The following is a 21,663-nucleotide window of genomic DNA, read 5'->3' as shown; positions in this document are numbered from 1 at the left end:
TAGGGAATTTTTTGCGGACGGGGGCCAAAGGCACCGCCAGGCAGCACGGCTCACCCTTCGCGGTAGCAGAACGTCTCAAACGACGACGCCAGCGCCGCGCGCCCCGGCGCGCTCAACGATGCGCCAGGCACCGCCGCCGTGCCCGTCCGGCAGGCCTGCACGGCATAGTGGCGCACGCCATGCGCGGCCAGCGAGCGTGCCAGCGCCAGCAAGCGCGGCTCGCTGAGGCAGGCGGGATCCCACGTTGTCCGGCATTCGAACGGGACGCCGGCGCCGATCAGCAGCGCCAGGCTGGCCTGCACGCGCGCCAGGCCGCCGGGCCGTCCAACCAGCGCATCGTGGCCGGCGGCGTCCGCCTTGATATCCAGCCCGACCCAGTCCAGCAGCGGCAACAGCGCGGCGAGACGGCGCGGGTAGATGCCGGCGGTATGTAGCCCCACCTTGAAACCGAGCGCGCGCACCGCCGCGGCCAGCTCCGGCAGGCGCGCTTCGCTGAGCGGCTCGCCGCCGGAAAACACTACGCCGTCGAGCAGCCCGGCGCGGGTCTTCAGCCAGTCCAGCACTGCAGGCCAGGCATAGGCCGCATGGCGCCGCTGCAGGTGGGCGTTGTGGCAATAGCCGCAGCGCCACGGGCAGCCGGCGATAAACAGCACCGCCGCCAGCTGGCCGGGCCAGTCCACGCTGGAGAATGGCACCAGGCCGGCGAGCGCCGGCCCGCCCCGCAATGACGCGGTGGCCGCCGGCGCGGGCACCGGTATGGCCGTGAGGCAGGGGCTGTCAGCGACAGGCGCTTTCGGTGAAGAAACGCCGCTCATTGAACTCCCCCTGCTTGCCGGTGTTGAAGGACGTCACGGGCCGGTGATAGCCCATCACCCGGGTCCAGACCTCGCAGCGGGTACGCAGGGCGGGATCGAGGGCCGGCGTGGCTGGCTGGCGCGATTCGGTATTCATGAGAGCTCCTCTTCAGGTTGGGTTTGCGGCGCGCTCGCCGCGGCTGGGGTGCGTGCCAGCAACTCGGCATCGCACCGGGGACAGAACTCGTGGCGCCCGCTCAGGTAGCCGTGCTTCGGGCAGATCGAGAACGTGGGCGTGACGGTGAGGTACGGCACGCGGAAGCGCGACAGCGCGCGCCGGACCAGCGCCTTGCAGGCCTGTGCGCTGGACAGGGCTTCGTTCATGTACAGGTGCAGCACGGTGCCGCCGGTGTACTTGCCTTGCAGCGCCTCCTGCATCGACAGCGCGGTGAACGGATCGTCGGTATAGCCGGCCGGCAACTGGCTGGAATTGGTGTAGTAGGGCTGCTCGGCGGTGCCGGCCTGCAGGATGTCGGGCCAGCGCTTGCGGTCTTCACGCGCAAAGCGGTAGGTGGTGCCTTCGGCCGGCGTTGCCTCCAGGTTGTAAAGGTGGCCGGTCGCCTCCTGGAACTCGCCGATGCGCGCGCGCACATGATCGAGCAGCCGCAATGCCATGGCATGCCCGCCCGGCGTCGTGATGTCGTCGGCGTCGCCGGAGAAATTCCGGATCATCTCGTTGATGCCGTTGACGCCGAGCGTGCTGAAGTGGTTGCGCAGCGTGCCGAGGTAGCGGCGCGTATAGGGATACAGCCCCGCGTCGATGTAGTGCTGCACCACGCGGCGCTTGTCTTCGAGCACGTCTCGGCCCAGCGCCAGCAGGCGGTCCAGTGCTGCCGTCAGCCCGGCCTCGTCGCCCGCGTGCAGGTAGCCCAGGCGCGCGCAGTTGACGGTGACCACGCCGACCGAGCCGGTCTGCTCGGCCGAGCCGAACAGGCCGTTGCCGCGCTTGAGCAGTTCGCGCAGGTCCAGCTGCAGGCGGCAGCACATGGAGCGGACCATATGCGGCTCCAGGTCGGAATTGATGAAATTCTGGAAGTAGGGCAGCCCGTAGCGCGCCGTCATCTCGAACAGCGGCTCGGCATTGGCATGGTCCCAGTCGAAGTCCGGCGTGATGTTGTAGGTGGGGATCGGGAAAGTGAAGGCGCGCCCGCGCGCATCGCCCTGCATCATCACCTCGATGTAGGCGCGGTTGATCATGTCCATCTCCGGCTGCAGGTCGCCGTAGGTGAACGGCATTTCCTCGCCGGCGATATACGGCACCTGGCCGGCCAGGTCCTGCGGGCAGGTCCAGTCGAAGGTGAGGTTGGTGAACGGCGTCTGCGTGCCCCAGCGGCTTGGCACGTTCAGGTTGAATACAAGCTCCTGCATCGCCTGGCGTACCGCGCGGTAGTCCATGCGGTCGTGCCGCACGAACGGCGCCATGTAGGTATCGAAGCTGGAAAATGCCTGCGCGCCGGCCCACTCGTTCTGCAGCGTGCCGAGGAAGTTGACGATCTGGCCGACGGCGGCCGACATATGCCTGGGCGGGTTGGCCTCGACCTTGCCCGGCACGCCGTTGAAGCCTTCCGCCAGCAACTGGCGCAGCGACCAGCCGGCGCAGTAGCCGGACAGCATGTCGAGGTCATGGATATGCAGGTCGCCGTCGCGGTGCGCCTGCCCGGATTCCGGGCTGAAGATATGCGACAGCCAGTAGTTGGCCGTGACCTTGCCGGCGACGTTGAGGATCAGCCCGCCCAGGCTGTAGCCCTGGTTGGCGTTGGCGCGCACGCGCCAGTCGCGCTGGGCCAGGTATTCCTCCATGGCGCTGGCCACGTCGACCTGGCCGCCGGGCTGGGCCGGCGGCAGCGTGCCGGCTTGCTGTGCGTCGCGCATGTTTACCCCTTTATGTAGTGTGTGACGCGCAGGTTAGCACTACATATAGTGGTCATGAGCTGCCGGAGTCATGTGTTCTGCGTCTAGGTTGACGGCTGTCAACCGACATAACCGGCGCCTGGCTGGCTGGGGCAGCGCTTGCGCGCGCGCAAAGCCATATTTCCGGGCGGGGCATTCCCGCTGCGGTGCAACGCACGTCTCCCAAAACGCAAACCGGCCCCGAAGGGCCGGCAGGCAGTTCACGCGCGAGGCGTGGTGAGGGGTCAGGCGGCCTGCTTCAGTTCCGCCAGCGCGCGCCGGCCTGCCACCAGTTGTTGCGCCACTTCAGCGACGCGCGCACCGAGGTGCTCGGCGGTGCGCAGGTCCGCCAGCGGCGGCACCACGTCGGCGCTTTCATCGGCGTTGGACTGCGCGGCGGCGCCGAGGAAGAAGCCATGGCGGTTCAGCGAGTCCTCGGTCGACTTGGAGTTGTTGTGGCCCGGGGGCAGGCCCAGGTTGACCCAGTGCATGCCGTGCTGTGCCGCGAAAATGGCGATCTGCTGCAGCGTTGCCAGCTTGTCGCCCGAACGCGAGGCGGCGTTGGTGAAGCCGGCCGCCACCTTGTTGGCCCACTTGCCGCCCTTGGCGAAGACGTTGCGCGAGGTGGCGTCCATGAAGCCCTTGAACTGCGCCGAGGCGCTGCCCATGTAGGTCGGCGCACCGAAGATGATGGCGTCGACCTGCTCCAGCGTGTCCCAGTGCTGGTCGATGTCTTCCACCGGAATCAGCAGGCTTTCGGCACCCGCCACGCTGCCGGCGCCGCGGGCGACGGCCTGGGCCTGCTTGGCGGTGTGGCCGTAGCCGCTGTGGTAGACGATGGCGACGCGGGTAGGTTGGGTATGCATGGTGTCTAGTCCCTTGATTTTAAAAATCTGAATGACCGTTTGCTGCGCTGCGCTGTGGCGTGTCTGCCTTTTAGTATCGCGCGTTGTGTCGGCCGGTGAAGAGAGTTTAGGCACGCGGTTACCCCTGCGTGAGGCCATTCATTAAACAAATTATTGAAATATTTTGAAGTTTCGATCGTGCCGCGCTGGACGATCGTCCACGCAGCGCTATCCCGGGTTTTCCCCGCAGCGGCGGCCATGGAAAAGCGCCCCGGGACGCGATAAAGTTGCGGCACCACCACTTGTGGCCCACGCCCCCGACCATCATGAGACCAGGCGGCACGCAGCCTTCGTCGGTCTTGCATCAGCGCCGTCCCTGCCTCCGCGTGCTGGTGCCCAGGGCATTGGCGCTGGCAGCCTTGCTGCTCACATGCGCCGGCGTGCGCGCCGCAGATCCGCCGGACAGCGCGGTGGCCGCCGCCACCGGCGAAACCCTCTCCGACATCGTGGTCACCGCCACCCGCAGCGAGCAGCGCCGCTTCGACGCGCCCGCCGCGGTAGACAGCGTGCCGGTCGATCCGCTGCGCAGCGCCACGCCGCTGGTCAATCTGTCCGAAGTGCTGGCGGGTGTGCCGGGCGTGGCCGTGCGCGACCGGCAGAACTATTCGCAGGACCTGCAACTGGCGGTGCGCGGCTTCGGCACGCGTTCCACATTCGGCGTGCGCGGCGTTCGGCTCTATGTCGACGGCATCCCCGCGACCATGCCGGACGGGCAGGGCCAGGCCTCCACCGCCGACCTGCCCAACGCCGGCCGGGTCGAGGTGCTGCGCGGCCCGTTTGCGCAGATGTACGGCAATGCCTCGGGCGGCGTGGTGCAGGTGTTTACGCCCGACCCGCCCAAGGACGGCTTTACCGCGCGCGCGTCGACCGGCTTCGGCTCGGACGGACAGTGGCAGGCCGGGGTGGCGCTGGCCGGCGGCAACGAGCGCCTGGGCGGCTCGCTCGATGCCTGGACCTACCAGACCGACGGCTACCGCGACCATTCGGCGGCGCGCCGCTACCAGCTCAATGCACGCGTGGTGGCGCAGCCGGCCAGCGGCACGCGCGTGACCGGCCAGTTCAACTACTTCAACCAGCCGCTGGCGCAGGATCCGCTCGGGCTGACGCGCGCGCAGGCCGATGCCAACCCGCGCCAGGCGGTGCCGGCGGCGACCCAGTTTGACACCGGCAAGAACGTCGAGCAGGCGCAGGCGGGCGTGGTGGCGGAGCACCAGCTGACCGACCTCGACAGCCTCTCCGGGCGTCTCTACGGCGGCACCCGCAACCTGTACCAGCGGCTCGGCTTCAGCGGCGCCGCGCCGACGTCGTCCGGCGGCATCGTCGACCTGGATCGCATCTTTGGCGGCGGTGCGCTGTCCTGGAGCCGGCGCACTACCGCCAACGGCCTGCCGCTGCTGTGGACTGCCGGGGTGGAAGCCAACGGCATGCGCGACGGCCGCAACGGCTATGTCAACCAGGATGGCAGCCAGGGCGCGCTGCGGCGCGACGAGACCAATACCGCGACCGACCTGGGCGCCTTCGCGCAGGTCGACTGGACCTTCCACCCCGCCTGGCAGGTGGTCGGCGGCGTGCGTGCCAGCCGCGTGCGGCTCGGCATCGACGACCAGTTCATCACCGCGGCCAGCCCTGACGACAGCGGCACCGCCACCTACAGCAACGTCAGCCCGGTGCTGGGACTGGTGTGGCATGCGCTCGATACCCTGAACGTCTACGCCAACCTCGGGCGCGGTTTCGAGACGCCGACGCTGACCGAGATCGCCTATGGCCCCGGCGGGGTCGGCAGCAACCTTGGCCTGCGCGCCTCGACCAGCCGCCAGGGCGAGATCGGCATCAAGTGGCAGGCTGACGGGCAGCGGCTGGAGGCCGCGCTGTTCGATGCCGACAGCCACGACGAAGTGGTGCCGCAATCGAACAACGCGGGCCGCACCATCTACCAGAACGTCAACGGCGTGCGCCGGCGCGGCTTCGAGCTGGGCTGGCGCGGCGGCTTCCTGGGGCAGGTCGGCACGCCGGGGCAGGTCGGCACGCCGGGGCAGGGCGGCGGCAGCCGCGTCGAGGCCGGGCTGGCCTATACCTGGCTCGATGCCTATTTCGGCGATGCCTTCGTCAACGCGCAGGGCCAGACCGTGGCCGCGGGCAACCGGCTGCCCGGCACCGCGCGCCACAGCCTCAGCGCAGAGGTGGCCTGGCGGCCGCTGGCGCCGCTCACGCTCGGCGCCGAGATGCGCGTCGACAGCCGCGTCTATGCCGACGATCTCAACACGCAGGCCGCGCCCGGCTACGCGGTCTTCAACCTGCGCGCGGGCTATGAGTTCCGCATCGGCCCGACTCGCGCCTACCTGTTCGGCCGCATCGACAACGTGACCGACCGGCGCTATATCGGCTCGGTGATCGTCAATGAGGCCAACGGGCGTTACTTCGAGCCGGCACCGGGCCGGCGCTTCTTCATCGGGCTGCGCGCGGCCTTGTAGGCTCGGCACGCGTCGGGCGGTCGTGCCCCGGTTTCGTTGACTGCCTGTTGATTGCCTGTTGATTGCCTGTTGCGCCATTGCCCTTTAAGGTGTTGGCTTTGGCTGCGTCCGCCTGCATGCCCAACCAGTCATTGCCGGCGGCAGCGCGCGCCAGACCGGAGTTTGCGTAATGACCGCGCCCATGCCAGACCTTCCCGTCGTGCCGTCGCCGGACGACCGTACCCGCCGCATCATGCTGTGGGTCGTGGCGGTCGGCTTCTTCATGCAGACGCTGGACTCGACCATCGTCAACACCGCCTTGCCGTCGATGGCGCGCAGCCTCGGCGAGAGCCCGCTGCGGATGCAGTCCGTGGTGATCGCCTACTCGCTGACCATGGCGGTGATCATCCCGGCCTCGGGCTGGCTCGCCGACCGCTTCGGCACGCGCACCATCTTCCAGACCGCGATCTGCCTGTTCGTGGCCGGCTCGCTGCTGTGCGCGTACGCGCCCACGCTCAACTTCCTGGTCGGCGCACGCGTGGTACAGGGCGTGGGGGGCGCCATGCTGCTGCCGGTCGGACGGCTCTCGGTGCTGCGCACCTTCCCGCGCGAACAGTACCTGCAGGCGCTGAGCTTCGTTGCCATCCCGGGCATGATCGGTCCGCTGATCGGCCCCACGCTGGGCGGCTGGCTGACGCAGGCGCTGTCGTGGCACTGGATCTTCCTGATCAACGTGCCCGTCGGCCTGCTCGGCGCCATCGCCACGATCCGGTATATGCCGAACGCAAAGCTGTCCGGCATCGGCCGCTTCGACATCGCTGGCTACCTGCTGCTGGCCATCGCCATGCTGGCGCTGTCATTTTCCCTCGACGGCCTGGCCGGCCTCGGCTTCCAGCACGCCACCGTGCTGTTGCTGCTGATCGCCAGCATGGCCGCGCTGACCGCCTACGGCCTGCATGCCAACCGCCGCAAGCAGCCGCTGTTCCCGCTGCGCCTGTTCCGCATCCACAGCTTCAGCGTCGGCCTGCTGGGCAACCTGTTCGCCCGCATCGGCAATGGCTCGATGCCGTTCCTGATCCCCCTGACGCTTCAGGTCAGCCTGGGCTATTCCCCTTTCGACGCCGGCCTGATGATGCTGCCCGTCACCGCCGCCGGCATGGCCTCCAAGCGGCTCGCCACGCGGCTGATCCAGCGCCACGGCTATCGCCGCGTGCTGGTCTCCAATACTTTCGTGGTCGGCCTGGTGATGGCCGCCTTCGCGCTGATCACGCCGCAACTGCCGCTATGGCTGCTGATCCCCTTGCTGGCCGTGTTCGGCATGGTCAATTCGATCCAGTTCACGGCGATGAATACCGTGACGCTCAAGGACCTGAGCGGCGCCGGCGCCAGCAGCGGCAACAGCATGCTGTCGATGGTGCAGATGCTGTCGATGAGCCTGGCGGTGACGTCGGCGGGCGCGTTGCTGGCGACGTTCCAGAATCGGTTTGGCGGGGACACGGCCGCGGTGTTGCCGGCGTTTCATGCCACCTTTGTCTGCATGGGGCTGATCACTTGTGCGTCGGCGTGGATCTTCATGCAGCTGGGGAGGCAGGAGGCGGCGCCGGCGTTGCCGGTCAGGCATGGGGAGAAGGAGGTGTGAGGGCAGTTGGAGGACCGGCGTTGGGAGCCGGCCTCGGGAAGGTGCTTGCAGGCTATTGGAACAGCCAAGGGCGCGGAGTCAGTCTGTAGATAACGTGGCGCCCCTCAGGCAATGGCCTTCCATCCGGGTCACGCACGAACGCGAATACGTGTATGACAGAGCCCTGTGGCGCGCCGTAGCTGCTAAGGCTTCTTCCCAAACGCCTCAGCCACTTGCCTGACCATCAGAGTCCCTGGTTGAATGCACAGCAACGCCCGGGATCCTGCAACAGGACCACCGGGCCGTTGACAAGCCGAAAGATCAGAACTTGACCGATACGCTCATCCAGTAGCGCCGGCCATCCTCGACATAGCCGTAATCGGTGTAGTTCACCTGCTTGTCGAAAAGGTTGTAGATGCCGGCGAACACCGACACGTGCTTGGTCACCGCGTAAGTCGCCCCAAGGTCGACGAACGTGTACGACGGCGCCACCACGGTGCTGGACGACGGCCCGGTGATCGGCTGGCTTTCCTTGCCGCGATAGTTGACGCGCGCCCAGCCGTTGAGCTTCCCGGTCGGGCGCCAGTTCAGCGTGGCGACGAACAGGTGCATCGGCAGCTGGTTCAGCGGCTGGCCGGCGTACTGTCCGCTCTTCTGTTCCGACTTGGTGTACGTGTAGCTGCCGGTCAGCGACAGGGTGCGCGCGATCGGCCAGCGCAGGCTGGCTTCCACGCCGCGCGAGTAGGCGCTGTCCACGTTCATGTACGTGGTCGGGTTGGCGCCGAACCGGTTCGCGCCATCGGTGCACTGCGTGTTCGGGCAGGCGACGCGCGTGATCTTGTCCTTGAAGTCATTGTTGAACAGTGTCACGCCGGCCTGCAGGCCATTGCCCTGGTCATACAGCAGGCCGAGTTCCTGCGACAGCATGGTCTCGGGCTTCAGGTCCGGATTGCCATACATATTGCCGCCGCGGCTGGTCTGGCCCCAGCCGGCCACGGTCTGGCGCAGGTCCGGCGCGCGGAAGCCGGTGGAAACGCCGCCCTTGACGGTCCAGCGCTCGGCCGGCTGCCACACGCCGTACAGGCGCGGGCTGTAGTGCTGGCCGAAGTTCTCGTCATAGTCCATGCGCGCGCCGCCGGTCAGCGCGAAGCTTTGCGACAGGCGCCATTCGTCCTCGGCGAAAAGCGCCCACTGGTAGCGGTCAACCTTTTCCGGGCCGTTGGCGATCTGGTTGCCGGTCTGGTCGTGCAGGCGCTGGCTCAGGTACTCGGCGCCGACCGACAGCATGTGGTTGCCCAGCGGCATGGCCCAGCTGGTGCGCAGGTCCAGGTTCCTGATCTTCATCTGGCGGCTGCGGTTGTCGAACTCCTCCTGCTGGATATAGCTGTTGGAGACGCCGAAGCCCCAGCGGCCGGTATGCGACAGCGCGAACTTCTCGCTGCGGTAGTCGGCCTCGGACGAGGTCGGGCAGCCGGTGCGCGGACAGCTGGCGCCGGGCGCGAGCGGCGGCACGGTCTTGCCGACGGTCTCGTTGCGCAGCTGGCGCATGGTGGTGGCTTCCAGCACGATGTCGTGGTCGCGCGTGGGCGTGAGCGCCAGCTTGGCGGTCAGGCTCTCGGCGCGGCGGCCGCGAAAGCCGTTGTCAATATCGTCTTCCTGGCGATGGTAGCTCTGGCCGTACAGTTGCAGGCCGAGCAGGTCGTTCTTGAGCGGGCCGGCGAGGTAGAAATTGCCCTGGTAGATGTCGCCGGAGTCGCTGTTCTGCTGCAGCGTGGCGTCGCCGCGCAGTTCGCCGGTCCATGTCCTGGGTACCTTGCGCGTGATGATGTTGACCACGCCGCCCATGGCATCCGAGCCATACAGCGACGACATCGGCCCGCGCACCACCTCGACGCGTTCGATCGCCGACAGCGGTGGCGTCCAGCTGCTTTCAACCCCGGACGAGTCGGAGTTGGTGCGCGTCTCGCGCGAGCTCTGGCGCTTGCCGTCGATCAGGATCTGGGTGTACTTGGGACCCATGCCGCGCAGGCTGATGTCGGTGGTGTCGCCGCCGCCGCTGATGATGACGCCGGGCACTTCCACGAGCGCGTCGTTGAGGTCGCGATAGGCCTTGTTTTCAAGCTCATTGCGCGTGACCACGCTGATCGACGCGGGTGCGTCGCGGATGTCCTGCGCGCTGCCGGCGGCGGTGACCACCACCGTGGGCAGGTTCTTCACTTCGGCGTCCGGCTGGCCTGACTGCGCCCAGGCTCCTGTCATTCCCGTCATGCCGGAAGCCGCGCAAAGCGCCGCCACGATCCGGCCCCACGATCCTGCGCTCATTGCCGTCGAACCTGCCGACGTACCTGCCGCCGTGTTTGCCGCCACGGTGTGCCCCATGGCTTGCCTGTCCTTCATTATTTTCCCCGTACAATGTGAATAACAATCATTCTCATATTAGAATTCGCGATATAAAGTGCTTACCAGTCACTTTGGATAGGTTTTGTTTTCTTGACGTTTCTTGACGGAACCCGGGCGCGCGGCAGCATCAAACGCCGTCACCGGGAAGGCTGGATGCAGATGTGCTTCAACATGGGCGCCGCGCGCGTGCTGCTGATCGACGACGACATCGAGCTTGCGCAGATGCTGCGCGAATACCTCGAACCCGATCACTGCACGGTCACGCTGGCGCACACCCGCGAGCAGGGCGAAGTCCTGCTCGCGCGCAACGACCATGACGTGGCGCTGCTCGACCTGATGCTGCCGGACGGCAACGGGCTGGACCTGCTCAGGCAGCACCGCAGCCGCTCGCAGCGGCCGGTGATCATGTTCACCGCGCATGGCGATGAAACCGACCGCGTGCTGGGCCTGGAGCTCGGCGCCGACGACTACCTAAGCAAGCCGTTCAGCCCGCGCGAGCTGAAGGCGCGCATCCACGCCGTGCTGCGCCGTTTCCGCACGGGCGTGGAGGCTGCGCAGCCGGAGCAGGACACCTGGCTGCAGGCCGGCACGCTGCGTCTGAATCTGGCTACGGGCGTTGCCATGCACGGCAACATCCAGGCGATGCTGACCGGAGCAGAGCAGCGCGTGCTCGAAATCCTGCTGCGCTCCGCGGGCCGCGTGGTCGAGCGCGCAGAGATTGGCCAGTTTGCGCTGGGCCGCGCGCCCGAGCGCTTCGACCGCAGCATCGACACCCATATCAGCGCACTGAGGCGCAAGCTGGCGACCGACGGCACGGCCCCGCCGCTGCTGATCCGCAACCTGCGCGGCCGCGGCTACATGCTGGTGCAGTCGCCATGACTCCGTGGCGCCGCGTGCGTGCGCTGTTCCCGCTGCCGCTGTTCTGGCGCAATTTTCTGACGTTCTGGCTGGGCGTGGCTGCCATCGTCGGCATCGGCATGGCGCTGACCGCCGCGGTGGAGTGGTTCAACGGCTGCCGCGGCGTGCCTGACGATGCACTGCCGAGCCTGTTCGAGCCCTTTTTCCGCGTACGCAGCGGCGCCGGGCATCCGGCTGGCGCGGGACTGGGGTTGAGCATCGCGCAGGCGGCGATCGCCGCGCATGGCGGTGCCGTCACCGCGCACAATGCTGCACCGCATGGCCTCGCGGCGCGGATCTGTCTGCCGTGCCATGTCGTGCAGGCACCGGAAGACGCAGTTGCCGACCTCGCCGCACTACACTGAATCCACACCTTGACGGGCGAACTTCGCTGCGCCTGGCCGCTCCTGCCATCATGCGCCGGCGGCGTACAGGATGCCGGCATCAACGCGAGAAGGCGCCAAGGCTTCGGCCGTCATGAATACGTCAGTGACCGGCAGCCTGCACTGGACCTATGCACAACAATGACGACCGCCGCGCCGCAAGCGCGGGCGCCTACACGGTGCCGCGCACTGACCCGGCCACGCCCGATGGCGCCGGGGCGGTCTCCGGCGCCGTCGCCGCGCCGGCCAAGGTCCACGCGGTGGCTCATCCGCCGCTGGCCGCGCATCGCGAATGCCCGCAGCCACATGCCCTGGCGAGCTGTCCGCAGGCCGACACGCTGTCGCCGGCGGTGCGCTACGGCGAACTGTTCGTCGATGTCCAGCACAGCGGCCTGTTCGCCGACAGCAAGACCTTTCCTGATTGCATTCCCGGCTGCGACCCCGAGTGGATCGTCGCGCGCTATCGCCAGACACGCGTCGAGCCTGGCTTCTGCCTGGCCGACTTCGTGCAGGCCCACTTCACCCGCGCGATCGTGCCGGACAGCCACTATGTCTCCGATCCCGCCAATACGCTGCGCGAACATATCGACGGCCTGTGGCCGGTGCTGACGCGCGAGCCGGGCGCGCATCCGCCGCTGTCGTCGCTGCTGCCGCTGCCGCATCGCTACGTGGTGCCTGGCGGGCGCTTCGGCGAGCTGTACTACTGGGATTCCTATTTCACCATGGTGGGGCTGTCGGCAAGCGGGCGCGGCGACCTGCTGCTGGAAATGGCGCGCAATTTCGCCTACCTGATCGACACCTACGGGCTGGTGCCAAACGGTACGCGCAACTATTATCTGAGCCGCTCGCAGCCGCCCGTATTCGCGCTGATGGTCGACCTGCTCGAGCGCGAACAGGTCGCCAGCGCGCGCGACTTCGTGCCGCAGCTTCGGCGCGAGTACGACTTCTGGATGGACGGCGCCCAGGCCCTGCGTCCGGGCTGCGCGCACCGGCGCGCGCTGTGCCTGCCCGACGGCGCCGTGCTTAACCGCTACTGGGACGACCGGCCTTGCCCGCGCGAGGAAGCTTTCCTGGAAGACGTGCAGACCGCCGAGCGCAGCGGCCGGCCGCACCACCTGGTGTTTCGCGACCTGCGCGCCGCCGCCGAATCGGGCTGGGATTTCAGCTCCCGCTGGCTCGAGCTGCCGCTTGCGGGGCAACCCGCCGATCTCGCCACTATTCGCACTACAGCGGTCCTGCCGGTCGACCTCAACGCGTTGTTGTGGCACCTAGAAACGCGCCTGGCCGAATTGTGCGACCAGGCCGGCGATGCCGATGCCGACCGCTTCCTTGCCGCCGCGCGCCGGCGCGAAGCCGCCATCCGCCAATACATGTGGGACGACGCAGCCGGCATCTTCGTCGACTACGACTGGTGCTGCGGATCGCAGCGGCCATGCCTGACAGCGGCGACGATGATGCCGCTATACCTCGGCCTTGCACGGACGGAAGAAGCCGGCGGCGTTGCCAGTGCTGTGGCCGCACGCCTGATGGATTCAGGAGGACTGGCCACCACCGAACTCACCTCCGGCCAGCAGTGGGACCATCCCAACGGCTGGGCGCCATTGCAATGGCTCGCGGTGCGCGGACTGACGCGCTACGGCCATGAAGGCCTGGCGCGCGACATCGCGCAGCGCTGGCTCGCCACGATCGCCGGTGTCTATGCCCGGGAATGCAAGCTGGTGGAGAAATACCGGATCGAGGCCACCGGCGAGCGTGCCAGGGGTGGCGGAGGCGGCGAGTATCCGCTGCAGGACGGGTTCGGCTGGACCAACGGCGTTGCCAGTGCGTTGATGGCGTTGTATGGCGATCTGCCGGCGATGTGCCTGAACGTCTAGCCTGGCTCGATCCCGTCGACAGCGCGTGGTCATGGACGGCACGCCCGAGGTCGGGCGGGCCGTCCTTTCCCCGAGGCGAGCCGGCGGTGAAAGGCTTCTGGTACCTGCGCGGTTGGCGTTGCTTGCAAACTGGCTTCACGCCCGGGGCCGCAGCTCCCGTCGCAACACCTTGCCTACCGTCGACTTCGGCAGTGCCTCGACGAATTCGAAGGATTTCGGCACCTTGTATCCGGTCAGTTGCCCGCGGCAATGCGCCTGCAATGCCGCTGCATCCAGCGTCGCGCCGGCGGCCTTCACCACGTAGACTTTCAGTGCTTCGCCGGAGTGGCCGTCGCTGATACCCACGCACGCGCATTCGATCACGCCGGGACAGTCGCTGACCACGGCCTCGATCTCGTTGGGGAACACGTTGAATCCGGAGACGATCACCATGTCCTTCTTGCGGTCGACGATCTTCAGGTAGCCTTGTTCGGTCAGCATGCCGATGTCGCCGGTACGGAAGTAGCCATCGGCGGTGAACGCATCGGCGTTGGCGCCTGGCTTGTTCCAGTAGCCGCGCATGACCTGCGGCCCCTTGACGCAGACTTCGCCCGCCGCCCCGGGCGGCACGTCACGGTCGTCGTCGCCCAGCAGCCGGATATCGGTGGACGGCAGCGGCAGGCCGGTGGTGCCGTTGAAGGCTTCGGCCGTCGGTGGATTGAAGCTGACGATCGGGCTGGTCTCTGACAGGCCATAGCCCTCGCGGATGAAGACACCCGTCAGCGCCTTCCACCGCTGCGAGGTGGCCGGCACGATGGCCGCGCCGCCGCCCGCGGCCAGGCGCAGCGACGAGAAGTCGACCTCGCCGATACGCGGGTGCGCAACCAGGCCGGCGTAAAGCGTGTTGACCCCGGTCAGCACGGTGCAGCGCGAGGCCTTGAGCACGTCGATGAAGGCATCCATGTCGCGCGGGTTCGGCACCAGCCAGTTGCGCGCGCCGACCGTGAAGAAGGTGATGAAGTTCACCATCAGCGCGAAGATGTGATACAGCGGGATCGCGGTCACGACCACTTCCTTGCCGTCGACCAGGTTGTCCGTCACCATCGCCTTGAACTGCGCTACGTTGGCGACGAGGTTGCGGTGCGACAGCGCCGCGCCCTTTGACACGCCGGTGGTGCCGCCGGTGTATTGCAGGAAGATCAGGTCGTTGCCTTCGATTTCCACGGCCTGCAGCGGCAGCGCACGACCCTGGGCGACGGCTGCGTCGAAGGCGATTGCCTGCGCCAGCCGGGGATCGACCGGCGGCGACGGCAACGCCGCCCCGGTGCCGTCGCCGGGTCCGGCGGTGACGATGGTCCTGAGCGGGGTCCGCGCCATCACTTCTGCGACGGTGGCACTGATGCCGCTGTAGGCCACCAGGATCTCGACCCCCGCGTCGTTGAGCTGATGCTCGAGCTCGCGCGCCGTGTACATCGGGTTGATGTTGACCTGCACCGCACCGATGCGCGCGATCGCGATCAGCGCGATCGGGAAGGCGATGAGGTTGGGCAGCATCACGCCGATGCGGTCCCCCTTGCGCACGCCGAGTTCGGACTGCAGATAGGCGGCGAAGTCGCGCGACTGCGCGTCGAGACCGGCGTAGCTGACGGTCTGCCCGAGGCAGGTGAAGGCGGGCCGGTCGGCATGCTGGCGCAGCGCGGTATCCAGCAGTGCGGTCAGCGAGCGGGGCGTGTCCGCATCGATCTCGGCGGGGATGTCGCCATAGCTGGCGAGCCAGGGTTTCGTGGTCATGGTGCCTTGGTCAAGCAGGGTTTGAAAGCGGAGAAAGTCGCGCGCCGTCGGCGGGTATCACGGCGCCACGATCTCGAATTGCGGGTCGAACTTGTCGAGCATGCCGAACAGCGTCTGCAGCGCGGCGGGATCGCCGTCAAGCTTTGCTTGCCCGGCAGCCGTTGCCGCCTGCAGCGTGGTCTGGCCAAGCAGCGCGCCGACCAGCACTGCGCGCGGCGTGGTCAGCGTGACCTGTGCGTCGGCGTGCTGGCGTTCCGCGCGATACATGAAGACCGAGTTGTCGACGGACAGGGCGTATCGCTTGCCGGTGTCGGGCTGGACCCAGTTGATCTTCACCAGCTTGCCGGCCGCGCGTTCGCTGTTCAGGCGCACGGCGAGGAAGTCCAGGAACATGGTGTCGGTCATCGCGCGGACCATGTCGGGGCTGGCGGTCTGCGTGGACTGCGTCTTCGGCACGCCGTTGCGCAGCTCGTAGGCGCCCACCAGGTAGGCGCTGCGCCAGGCTGCGGATTCGGCCTGGTAGCCCATCTGCTCGAGCGCGTCGGCCAGCAGCTTGCGTGCCGCCTGGTTCTTCGGATCGGCGAAGACCACGTGCTTGACCACCTCGGCCACCCAGCGGTAGTCGCCTTGCGCGTACGAGGCGCGCGCCTGCTCCAGCGCCTTGTCGGCGCCGCCCATGAATCGCACGTAGCGCTGCGCGGACTGCTCGGGCGGCAGCGGGTGCAGGTCGGCCGGATTGCCGCTATACCAGCCGAGATAGCGCTGGTATATGGCCTTGGCATTGTGGTTCACGGTGCCGTAGTAGTCGCGCAGGTCCCACTGGCTGGCCAGCGACGGCGGCAGCTTCACCATTTCCGCGATCTCGGTCATGGTGTAGCCCTGGTTGGCCAGCCGCAGCGACTGGTCATGGATGTACTTGTAGCCGTCGCGCTGCTTGCCCAGGTACGCGAGGATGTTCTGCTGGCCCCACATCGGCCAGTGATGCTGGGCAAAGACCACTTCGGTGCGATGCCCGTAGCGGTCTGCGGTCTCGTCCAGCGCGCGCCACCACTGGTTGGCGTCGCGCACCTGCGCGCCGCGGATGGTGTAGAGGTTATGCAGCGTGTGGGTGGCGTCCTCTGCAGCGCACAGGGCCTTCCACTGCGGGAAGTACATCAGCATCTCGGCCGGCGCCTCGGTGCCGGGAGCCATCTGGAATTCGATCTGCACGCCGTCGATGGTGCGGGTCTCGCCGGTCTTGCCGACCAGGTCGGTGGGCGGGATCAGCGTGACGGTGCCGAGCGACACCGTCTTGCCCAGCCCCGCGTCGACCTGCCCGCGCGGCCCCTTAGGCAGCAGCGGCCCATACATGTACTGCGCGCGCCGGCTCATGGCGTTGCCGGCGTAGATGTTCTCGCTGACGGCTTCTTCCATGAAGCCTTCAGGGGCAATAATCCTGACGCGGCCGGCCTTGACGTCGTCTTCGCTGACCACGCCCTTGACGCCGCCGAAGTGGTCGGCGTGGCTGTGGGTATAGATCACCGCGACGACCGGCTTCTTCGGGCGGTGCTTGTAGTACAGGTCGAGCGCGGCGCGCGCGGTTTCGGCGGTGAGCAGCGGGTCGATGATGATGAGGCCGGCGTCGCCTTCCACCACGGTCATGTTGGACAGGTCGAAGCCGCGCACCTGGTAGATGCGCTCGGTCACGCGGTACAGGCCATGGTGCAGGTTGAGCTGCGCCTGGCGCCACAGGCTCGGATTGACCGAGGCCGGCGCGGCGTCGTCCTTCAGGAAGGCGTAGGCGTCCAGGTTCCAGACGACGCGGCCGCTGGCGTCGCGGATCTCGCCGCGCTCGATAGTGCCGATAAAGCCGCGGCGCGCGTCCTCGAAATCCTGCCGGTTGGCGAAGGGCAGGTGCTTCAGCACCTCGGCGTTGGCCTGGCGCGTGGCCGCGGTGGCATCGCCCGGAGCTACCGGCGCTTCGCCGGCGACGGCGGGCAACGGCAGTAGCAGGGCGCACGCGATGGAGATCGCGGAAGCGGCGGACTTGCGAAACATAGAGTCTCCAGTGTTGCTTGGTAGGGTCGTTGTCGGGGAAGCAGGCAGCCGTCGCCGGCGTATCGATGATGGCCGGCGGGCGTGTGGCTCAGCGGGGCGTGGCCGGCGGAACCGCCTTCGTGCCGGAAGGCAGGGGAGCATCCACGGCGGACGAATGCGGCTTGCCGAGAAACAGGCGCAGAGCGAGCCGCTGGATCCGGCCGCCGTATGGCGGGTGGAACAGCGCGATCGGGAACCAGCGGCGCTCGCTGAACACCGCCTTGGCGTGCGACAGCTCGCGGAAGCCTTCGGCGCCGTGGTAGTTGCCCATGCCGGAGGTGCCGGTGCCGCCGAAGGGCAGGTCGTGGTTGACCACATGCCAGCCCCAGTCGTTGAGCGTGACGCCGCCGGCGTGGGTGCGCTCCAGCAGCGGACCGGTCTCGGCCTTGTCATGGCCGAAGTAGTACAGCGCCAGTGGCCGCGTGCCGCGCTGCACGCAGACGATGGCCTCGTCGAAGGTGCGGTAGGTCATGACCGGCAGGATCGGCCCGAAGATTTCCTCTCGCGCCAGGCGCATCTGCGGCGTGACCCCAAGCACCACGTGCAGGGGCAGGCGCCGTCCGTCCGCCGGCATCGCCGCGGCGAGGATCCGCGCGCCGTGCGCGCGGGCATCGTCGAGCAGCGCCCGCTGGCGGGCCAGCGCGTCGTCGTGGATGACGGCGGTGTAGTCGTCGCTGCCCTGTGGATGCATGCGGGCCGCGGCGGCGAGCACTGCTTCGGCGAAAGCGCCGGCAAGCTCTTCCGGCACCAGCGCGTAGTCGGGCGCGACGCAGATCTGGCCGCCGTTCAGGGTCTTGCCATGGGCGATGCGCGTGGCCGCCGTCGCCAGCGCCGCGCTGCGGGAAACGATTGCCGGCGACTTGCCGCCCAGTTCCAGCGTCACGGGGGTCAGGTTGTCGGCGGCGGCTCGCATGACGTGGCGGCCCACCTCGGGCGAGCCGGTGAAGACGATATGGTCGAACGGCAGGCTGGTGAAGGCGCGTGCCACCGCGGCATCGCCCTCGACCACGGCCACCTCGTCTTCATCGAAGGCTTCGGCCAGCAGCGCGCGCAGCGCGGCCGAGGTGTGCGGCGCGTATTCGGAGGTCTTCACCATGCAGCGGTTGCCGGCGGCCAGCGCGGTCGCCAGCGGGCCCAGCGCGAGGTAGACCGGGAAATTCCACGGCACCACGATGCCGACCACGCCCTTGGGCTGGACCATCACGCGCGCGCCGTTGCCGAGGAACAGCAGCTCGGTGTGCCGGCGCGACGGCTTCATCCAGCGCCGCAGGCCGCGCAGCAGGTGGTTGATATGCAGCACCGACGGTAGTACGTCGACCATCAGAGTCTCGGCGTCGGCGCGCGCGCTGAAGTCGCGCGCCGCGGCGGCGGCGAGCCGGTTGGCATGGCCGCGAATCGCCCGGCGCAGCCGCTGCAGTGCGCTTCTGCGTTGCGCCAGCGAGGGGAAGGGCGACGCCATGAAGGCTGACTGCTGCATTGCCAGCAGCGCCTCCAGGCGTGTTGGTTGTGCTGCATTCACCATAATCATAATCCCCTAAATTTATTCTGAACAGTCGGTACAATTTCAAGTTTGGTGAAGGCGGTGGTAGCCTGTCAAGGACAGCATGCCGCCTCTAGGGCAAATCCCGAGAGGGAAAATGGCCGGCGCTCAACATTTCCCCGGCCCAGTGCCGACGCAGCCATGCATTCATCAGAAGAAGGTGCCCCAGGCACCGACCGCCCCCACGACACCGCACCGAAAGCACCGCCGGCACGCGGAACCGGCGCGACCAAATACCGCCGCGGCCTGGAAACGCGCCAGCGCGTCATTGACCTGACCAAGGGATTGATCGCCGAGCACGGCTATGGCGAAGTCACGCTGGACCAGGTCTCCACACACGCTGGCGTGGCAAAAAGCAGCTTGCTGTGGCATTTCGGCAGCAAGGAAATGCTGCTGGCGGAAGCCGCGATCAGCCTGTTCCAGGAAATCGAGGTGCAGTTCGACCCGGCCGACCTGCAAGGCCTGACCGTGTCGCAGCGGGTGGATGAGTTGTTCGAGCGGGTAGCCGATTACTTCACGCGCAACCCGGAAACCAAGGGGATCGTGCTGGCGCTGTTGTTTTCAGGCAATGCGCCGCAAAGCGTGCGCGAGCATATCCGTGAAGGGTGGAACGGCCATGTGCGGGTTCTGGTGGAGGCCCTTGGCACGCCGGAGCGCCCGCTGCCACCGGCAATGGCGCGCGCGCTGCTGGCGGTATTCCATGGCTGTTACTGCCACTGGTATGCCAATGGCCGGCAGGAGCCTATCGGCAGTTACCTGGCGCCGGCACGGGAGATGTTCCGCCACTGGTATCTCGGCGCGGAATAATCGTATTGAGGGCTGGCGGACTCCGATGTGTGTCCTATAATCATTGACATCGCAACGATTGATCGAGCAATCACATGACGCCCCAGCCACAAAGCGGTGAGGCCACCGGCCAGGTCCTGCCATTCCGCAAGTCTTTGCTGGCCATGCTGGGCGTGTCCTTCGTGGTGATGCTGGTGGCGCTGGACCAGACCGTGGTCGGCACCGCGCTGCCGACCGTCGTGGCGGAACTGCAAGGCTTCGAGTACTACGCCTGGGTGGCGACGGCGTACCTGCTGACGTCCGTCATCACCGTGCCGATCTTCGGCCGGCTGGGCGACTATTACGGACGCAAGCCCTTCGTGCTGGCGTCGATCGTGGTGTTCACCGTCGCGTCGGCATTGTGCGGGCTCGCGAGCAGCATGCCGTTCCTGGTGCTGGCGCGAGCGCTGCAGGGCATCGGCGGCGGCATGCTGGTGGGCACGGCTTTCGCCTGCATTGCCGACCTGTTTCCCGACTCGCATGTGCGGCTGCGCTGGCAGGTGATGCTGAGTGCGGCATTCGGTATCGCCAATGCCATCGGACCGTCGCTGGGCGGCGTGCTGACCGAGTGGTACGGCTGGCGCGCGGTGTTCTATGTCAACCTGCCGGTCGGCGTGCTGGGCCTGTGGTTTGCCTGGCGCTACCTGCCGCACCTGCGCCAGCAGGCGCACAGCGGGCCGGTGCGCGTGGACTGGGTCGGGGCCTTGCTGATCGCCCTTGGCCTGGGCGCCATGCAGATGAGCGTCGAACTGCTGCCCGGGCGCGGCTTCGATGCCTATACCGGTGGCTTGCTGGTGCTGTCGGCCCTCGCGATGGTGGCGCTGTGGCACTGGGAGCGGCGCTGCGCCAACCCGATCCTGCCGGTGGAGATGTTCCGCAATCCCGGACTGGCGCCGCTGTTCCAGCTGTCGGTGTTCGCCGGCTTCACGATGTTCGCGCTGCTGCTGTATGCGCCGTTGCTGTTCCAGGGCGGCTTTGGCCTGTCGCCGAAGGAAGCGGGCTTGCTGATTACGCCGCTGGTGGTCTGCATCACGGTCGGCAGCATCGTCAACGGCCGCGTCATCACCCGCATCCGCCGGCCCAACGCGATGCTCTATGCCGGGTTTGGCATGCTGGCGCTGGCCACGCTGGCCCTGTCGCAGGCCACGCGCGCCATGCCGCACGGGATGCTGCTCGCTATCATGCTGGTGGGCGGACTCGGGCTGGGCTTCATCATGCCCAACCTGACGGTGTTCGCGCAGCAGACCGCCGGGCGCGAGCACCTTGGCATTGCCACGGCGATGCTGCAATCGCTGCGCATGGTGGGCGGCATGGTCGGTACGGCGATCGTCGGCACGCTGGTCACGCGCAGCTATACCGGCGGCGTCGACCACGCCATGGCTGCCGCCGGCGCCAGCCAGTGGGCAGCGCGCATGGGAGACCCGCAGGTGCTGATCGACAAGGCCTCGCAACTGGCGCTGCTCGGCGAGCTGGGCCAGGCCGGGCACAATGGCGCCTTGCTGCTGGAGCAGGCGCGCATGTCGCTGGTCAGCGCGATCCACCTGGGCCTGCTGGCCGCCGGGATTGCCGCTGCGGTGGGCGTCTGGTGCGCGCACCGGGTGCCGCCGGTCAGACTGGTGCGCACCGCGGGGCCTGCGATGGCGGCGGAGTGAGCGCCTGCCCGGATGCGGCGCCTGTGATGGCGCTTGTGTACCCCTGAGGAGAACGGATGGAACTGGAGCGACAAAGCGTAGCCGTACTGCAGCAGTTCGGACGCACCTACCGCGCGTATGCGGCCGCATTCGAGCAGTGCATCGGCCTGCCGCTGGCGCGCTGGCGGATCCTGCATGTACTGCACCTGCAGGAGGATGCCATTGCGCAGCGGGCACTGGCCGACCGCGTCGGCATGGATCCGGGCGCGCTGACGCGCCAGCTCAAGGCCATGCAGGAGCTTGGCTGGGTCGAGCGGACCACATCGGAGCGCGACAACCGCGTGACCCATGTCACGCTGTCGCACGCGGGGCAGCAACTGGTGGCGCGCCTGATGCCGCTGCGCTCCGCCTTCCTGGAGGATGTGCTGACCGAGGTTTCGGCCTCGACCATGCAAGACCTGTCGCGCGGGCTGGCGCAGCTGGAGACCGGCATTGCGCATGCGCTGGCGCGGCTGGAGCAGCCTGACGCCGTGGCCTGAGTGCCGGGCCT

15 protein-coding genes and 1 pseudogene are annotated in these 21,663 nt (G+C 67.7%); 8 read left to right on the top strand and 8 right to left on the bottom strand.

The window, feature by feature from the left end; all coding sequences use genetic code 11:
* Positions 1 to 50: 50 nt before the first annotated feature.
* From E1J61_RS20420 to E1J61_RS20405, 4 genes and pseudogenes are all read right to left on the bottom strand, one after another.
* Positions 51 to 815, bottom strand: coding sequence for an anaerobic ribonucleoside-triphosphate reductase activating protein (locus E1J61_RS20420; protein ID WP_133095831.1), 765 nt, complete (start codon positions 813 to 815; stop codon positions 51 to 53).
* Positions 778 to 951: an anaerobic ribonucleoside-triphosphate reductase gene (nrdD, locus tag E1J61_RS38655; protein ID WP_116319437.1), complete on the bottom strand. Its 174-nt coding sequence runs from the start codon at positions 949 to 951 to the stop codon at positions 778 to 780. The genes E1J61_RS20420 and nrdD overlap by 38 nt, the downstream gene beginning before the upstream one ends.
* Positions 948 to 2,672: pseudogene (locus tag E1J61_RS20410) on the bottom strand (ribonucleoside triphosphate reductase); the annotation flags it as partial. The gene nrdD and the pseudogene E1J61_RS20410, both read right to left, overlap by 4 nt.
* A gap of 317 nt (positions 2,673 to 2,989) precedes the next feature.
* Entirely contained in the window at positions 2,990 to 3,610 is a 621-nt protein-coding gene (locus E1J61_RS20405) for a flavodoxin family protein (protein ID WP_133095830.1), read from the bottom strand.
* A gap of 305 nt (positions 3,611 to 3,915) precedes the next feature.
* Here E1J61_RS20405 and E1J61_RS20400 point away from each other — a divergent pair, with 305 nt between their 5' ends.
* Both E1J61_RS20400 and mdtD read left to right on the top strand, forming a co-directional pair.
* The gene (locus E1J61_RS20400; protein ID WP_133095829.1) at positions 3,916 to 6,120 is read left to right on the top strand and encodes a TonB-dependent receptor; all 2,205 of its coding nucleotides are present in this window, start codon (positions 3,916 to 3,918) and stop codon (positions 6,118 to 6,120) included.
* A gap of 181 nt (positions 6,121 to 6,301) precedes the next feature.
* Complete coding sequence (gene mdtD, locus E1J61_RS20395) at positions 6,302 to 7,738, top strand: multidrug transporter subunit MdtD (protein ID WP_133095828.1); 1,437 nt, start codon at positions 6,302 to 6,304, stop codon at positions 7,736 to 7,738.
* A gap of 300 nt (positions 7,739 to 8,038) precedes the next feature.
* Here mdtD and E1J61_RS20390 read toward each other — a convergent pair whose 3' ends face one another.
* On the bottom strand, positions 8,039 to 10,039 hold the full coding sequence (locus E1J61_RS20390; RefSeq protein WP_133095827.1) for a ligand-gated channel protein: 2,001 nt from the start codon (positions 10,037 to 10,039) through the stop codon (positions 8,039 to 8,041).
* Positions 10,040 to 10,270: 231 nt separating this feature from the next.
* Here E1J61_RS20390 and E1J61_RS20385 point away from each other — a divergent pair, with 231 nt between their 5' ends.
* The 3 genes from E1J61_RS20385 (at position 10,271) to treF (ending at position 13,271) form a co-directional block, all read left to right on the top strand.
* Complete coding sequence (locus tag E1J61_RS20385) at positions 10,271 to 10,996, top strand: response regulator transcription factor (RefSeq protein ID WP_133095826.1); 726 nt, start codon at positions 10,271 to 10,273, stop codon at positions 10,994 to 10,996.
* Positions 10,993 to 11,379, top strand: coding sequence for an ATP-binding protein (locus E1J61_RS38750; protein ID WP_165971508.1), 387 nt, complete (start codon positions 10,993 to 10,995; stop codon positions 11,377 to 11,379). Before E1J61_RS20385 ends, E1J61_RS38750 begins: the two co-directional genes overlap by 4 nt.
* 149 nt (positions 11,380 to 11,528) lie before the next feature.
* Complete coding sequence (gene treF, locus E1J61_RS20375) at positions 11,529 to 13,271, top strand: alpha,alpha-trehalase TreF (protein ID WP_133095825.1); 1,743 nt, start codon at positions 11,529 to 11,531, stop codon at positions 13,269 to 13,271.
* A gap of 135 nt (positions 13,272 to 13,406) precedes the next feature.
* Here the strand turns inward: treF and E1J61_RS20370 are convergent, their stop codons facing one another.
* The 3 genes from E1J61_RS20370 to E1J61_RS20360 form a co-directional block, all read right to left on the bottom strand.
* Entirely contained in the window at positions 13,407 to 15,041 is a 1,635-nt protein-coding gene (locus E1J61_RS20370; RefSeq protein WP_133095824.1) for an AMP-binding protein, read from the bottom strand.
* Between the two features lie 57 nt (positions 15,042 to 15,098).
* Complete coding sequence (locus E1J61_RS20365) at positions 15,099 to 17,078, bottom strand: alkyl/aryl-sulfatase (RefSeq protein ID WP_133095823.1); 1,980 nt, start codon at positions 17,076 to 17,078, stop codon at positions 15,099 to 15,101.
* 88 nt (positions 17,079 to 17,166) lie between these two features.
* Positions 17,167 to 18,639 (bottom strand): coniferyl aldehyde dehydrogenase, encoded by a 1,473-nt coding sequence (locus E1J61_RS20360; RefSeq protein WP_207951234.1) that lies wholly within the window; start codon positions 18,637 to 18,639, stop codon positions 17,167 to 17,169.
* 159 nt (positions 18,640 to 18,798) lie between these two features.
* Between E1J61_RS20360 and E1J61_RS20355 the strand changes: the two genes are divergently transcribed.
* The 3 genes from E1J61_RS20355 to E1J61_RS20345 all read left to right on the top strand — a co-directional run bounded on the left by E1J61_RS20355 (position 18,799) and on the right by E1J61_RS20345 (position 21,652).
* Complete coding sequence (locus E1J61_RS20355) at positions 18,799 to 19,464, top strand: TetR/AcrR family transcriptional regulator (protein WP_133095821.1); 666 nt, start codon at positions 18,799 to 18,801, stop codon at positions 19,462 to 19,464.
* Positions 19,465 to 19,538: 74 nt separating this feature from the next.
* Positions 19,539 to 21,134: an MFS transporter gene (locus tag E1J61_RS20350; RefSeq protein ID WP_133095820.1), complete on the top strand. Its 1,596-nt coding sequence runs from the start codon at positions 19,539 to 19,541 to the stop codon at positions 21,132 to 21,134.
* Positions 21,135 to 21,190: 56 nt separating this feature from the next.
* Positions 21,191 to 21,652 (top strand): MarR family winged helix-turn-helix transcriptional regulator, encoded by a 462-nt coding sequence (locus E1J61_RS20345; protein ID WP_133095819.1) that lies wholly within the window; start codon positions 21,191 to 21,193, stop codon positions 21,650 to 21,652.
* The last annotated feature ends 11 nt before the right edge of the window (positions 21,653 to 21,663 follow it).

Source organism: Cupriavidus sp. L7L, assembly GCF_004353535.1.
Classification (GTDB): Bacteria; Pseudomonadota; Gammaproteobacteria; order Burkholderiales; family Burkholderiaceae; genus Cupriavidus; species Cupriavidus oxalaticus_A.
This window is presented reverse-complemented; position numbering and strand designations above follow the sequence as displayed.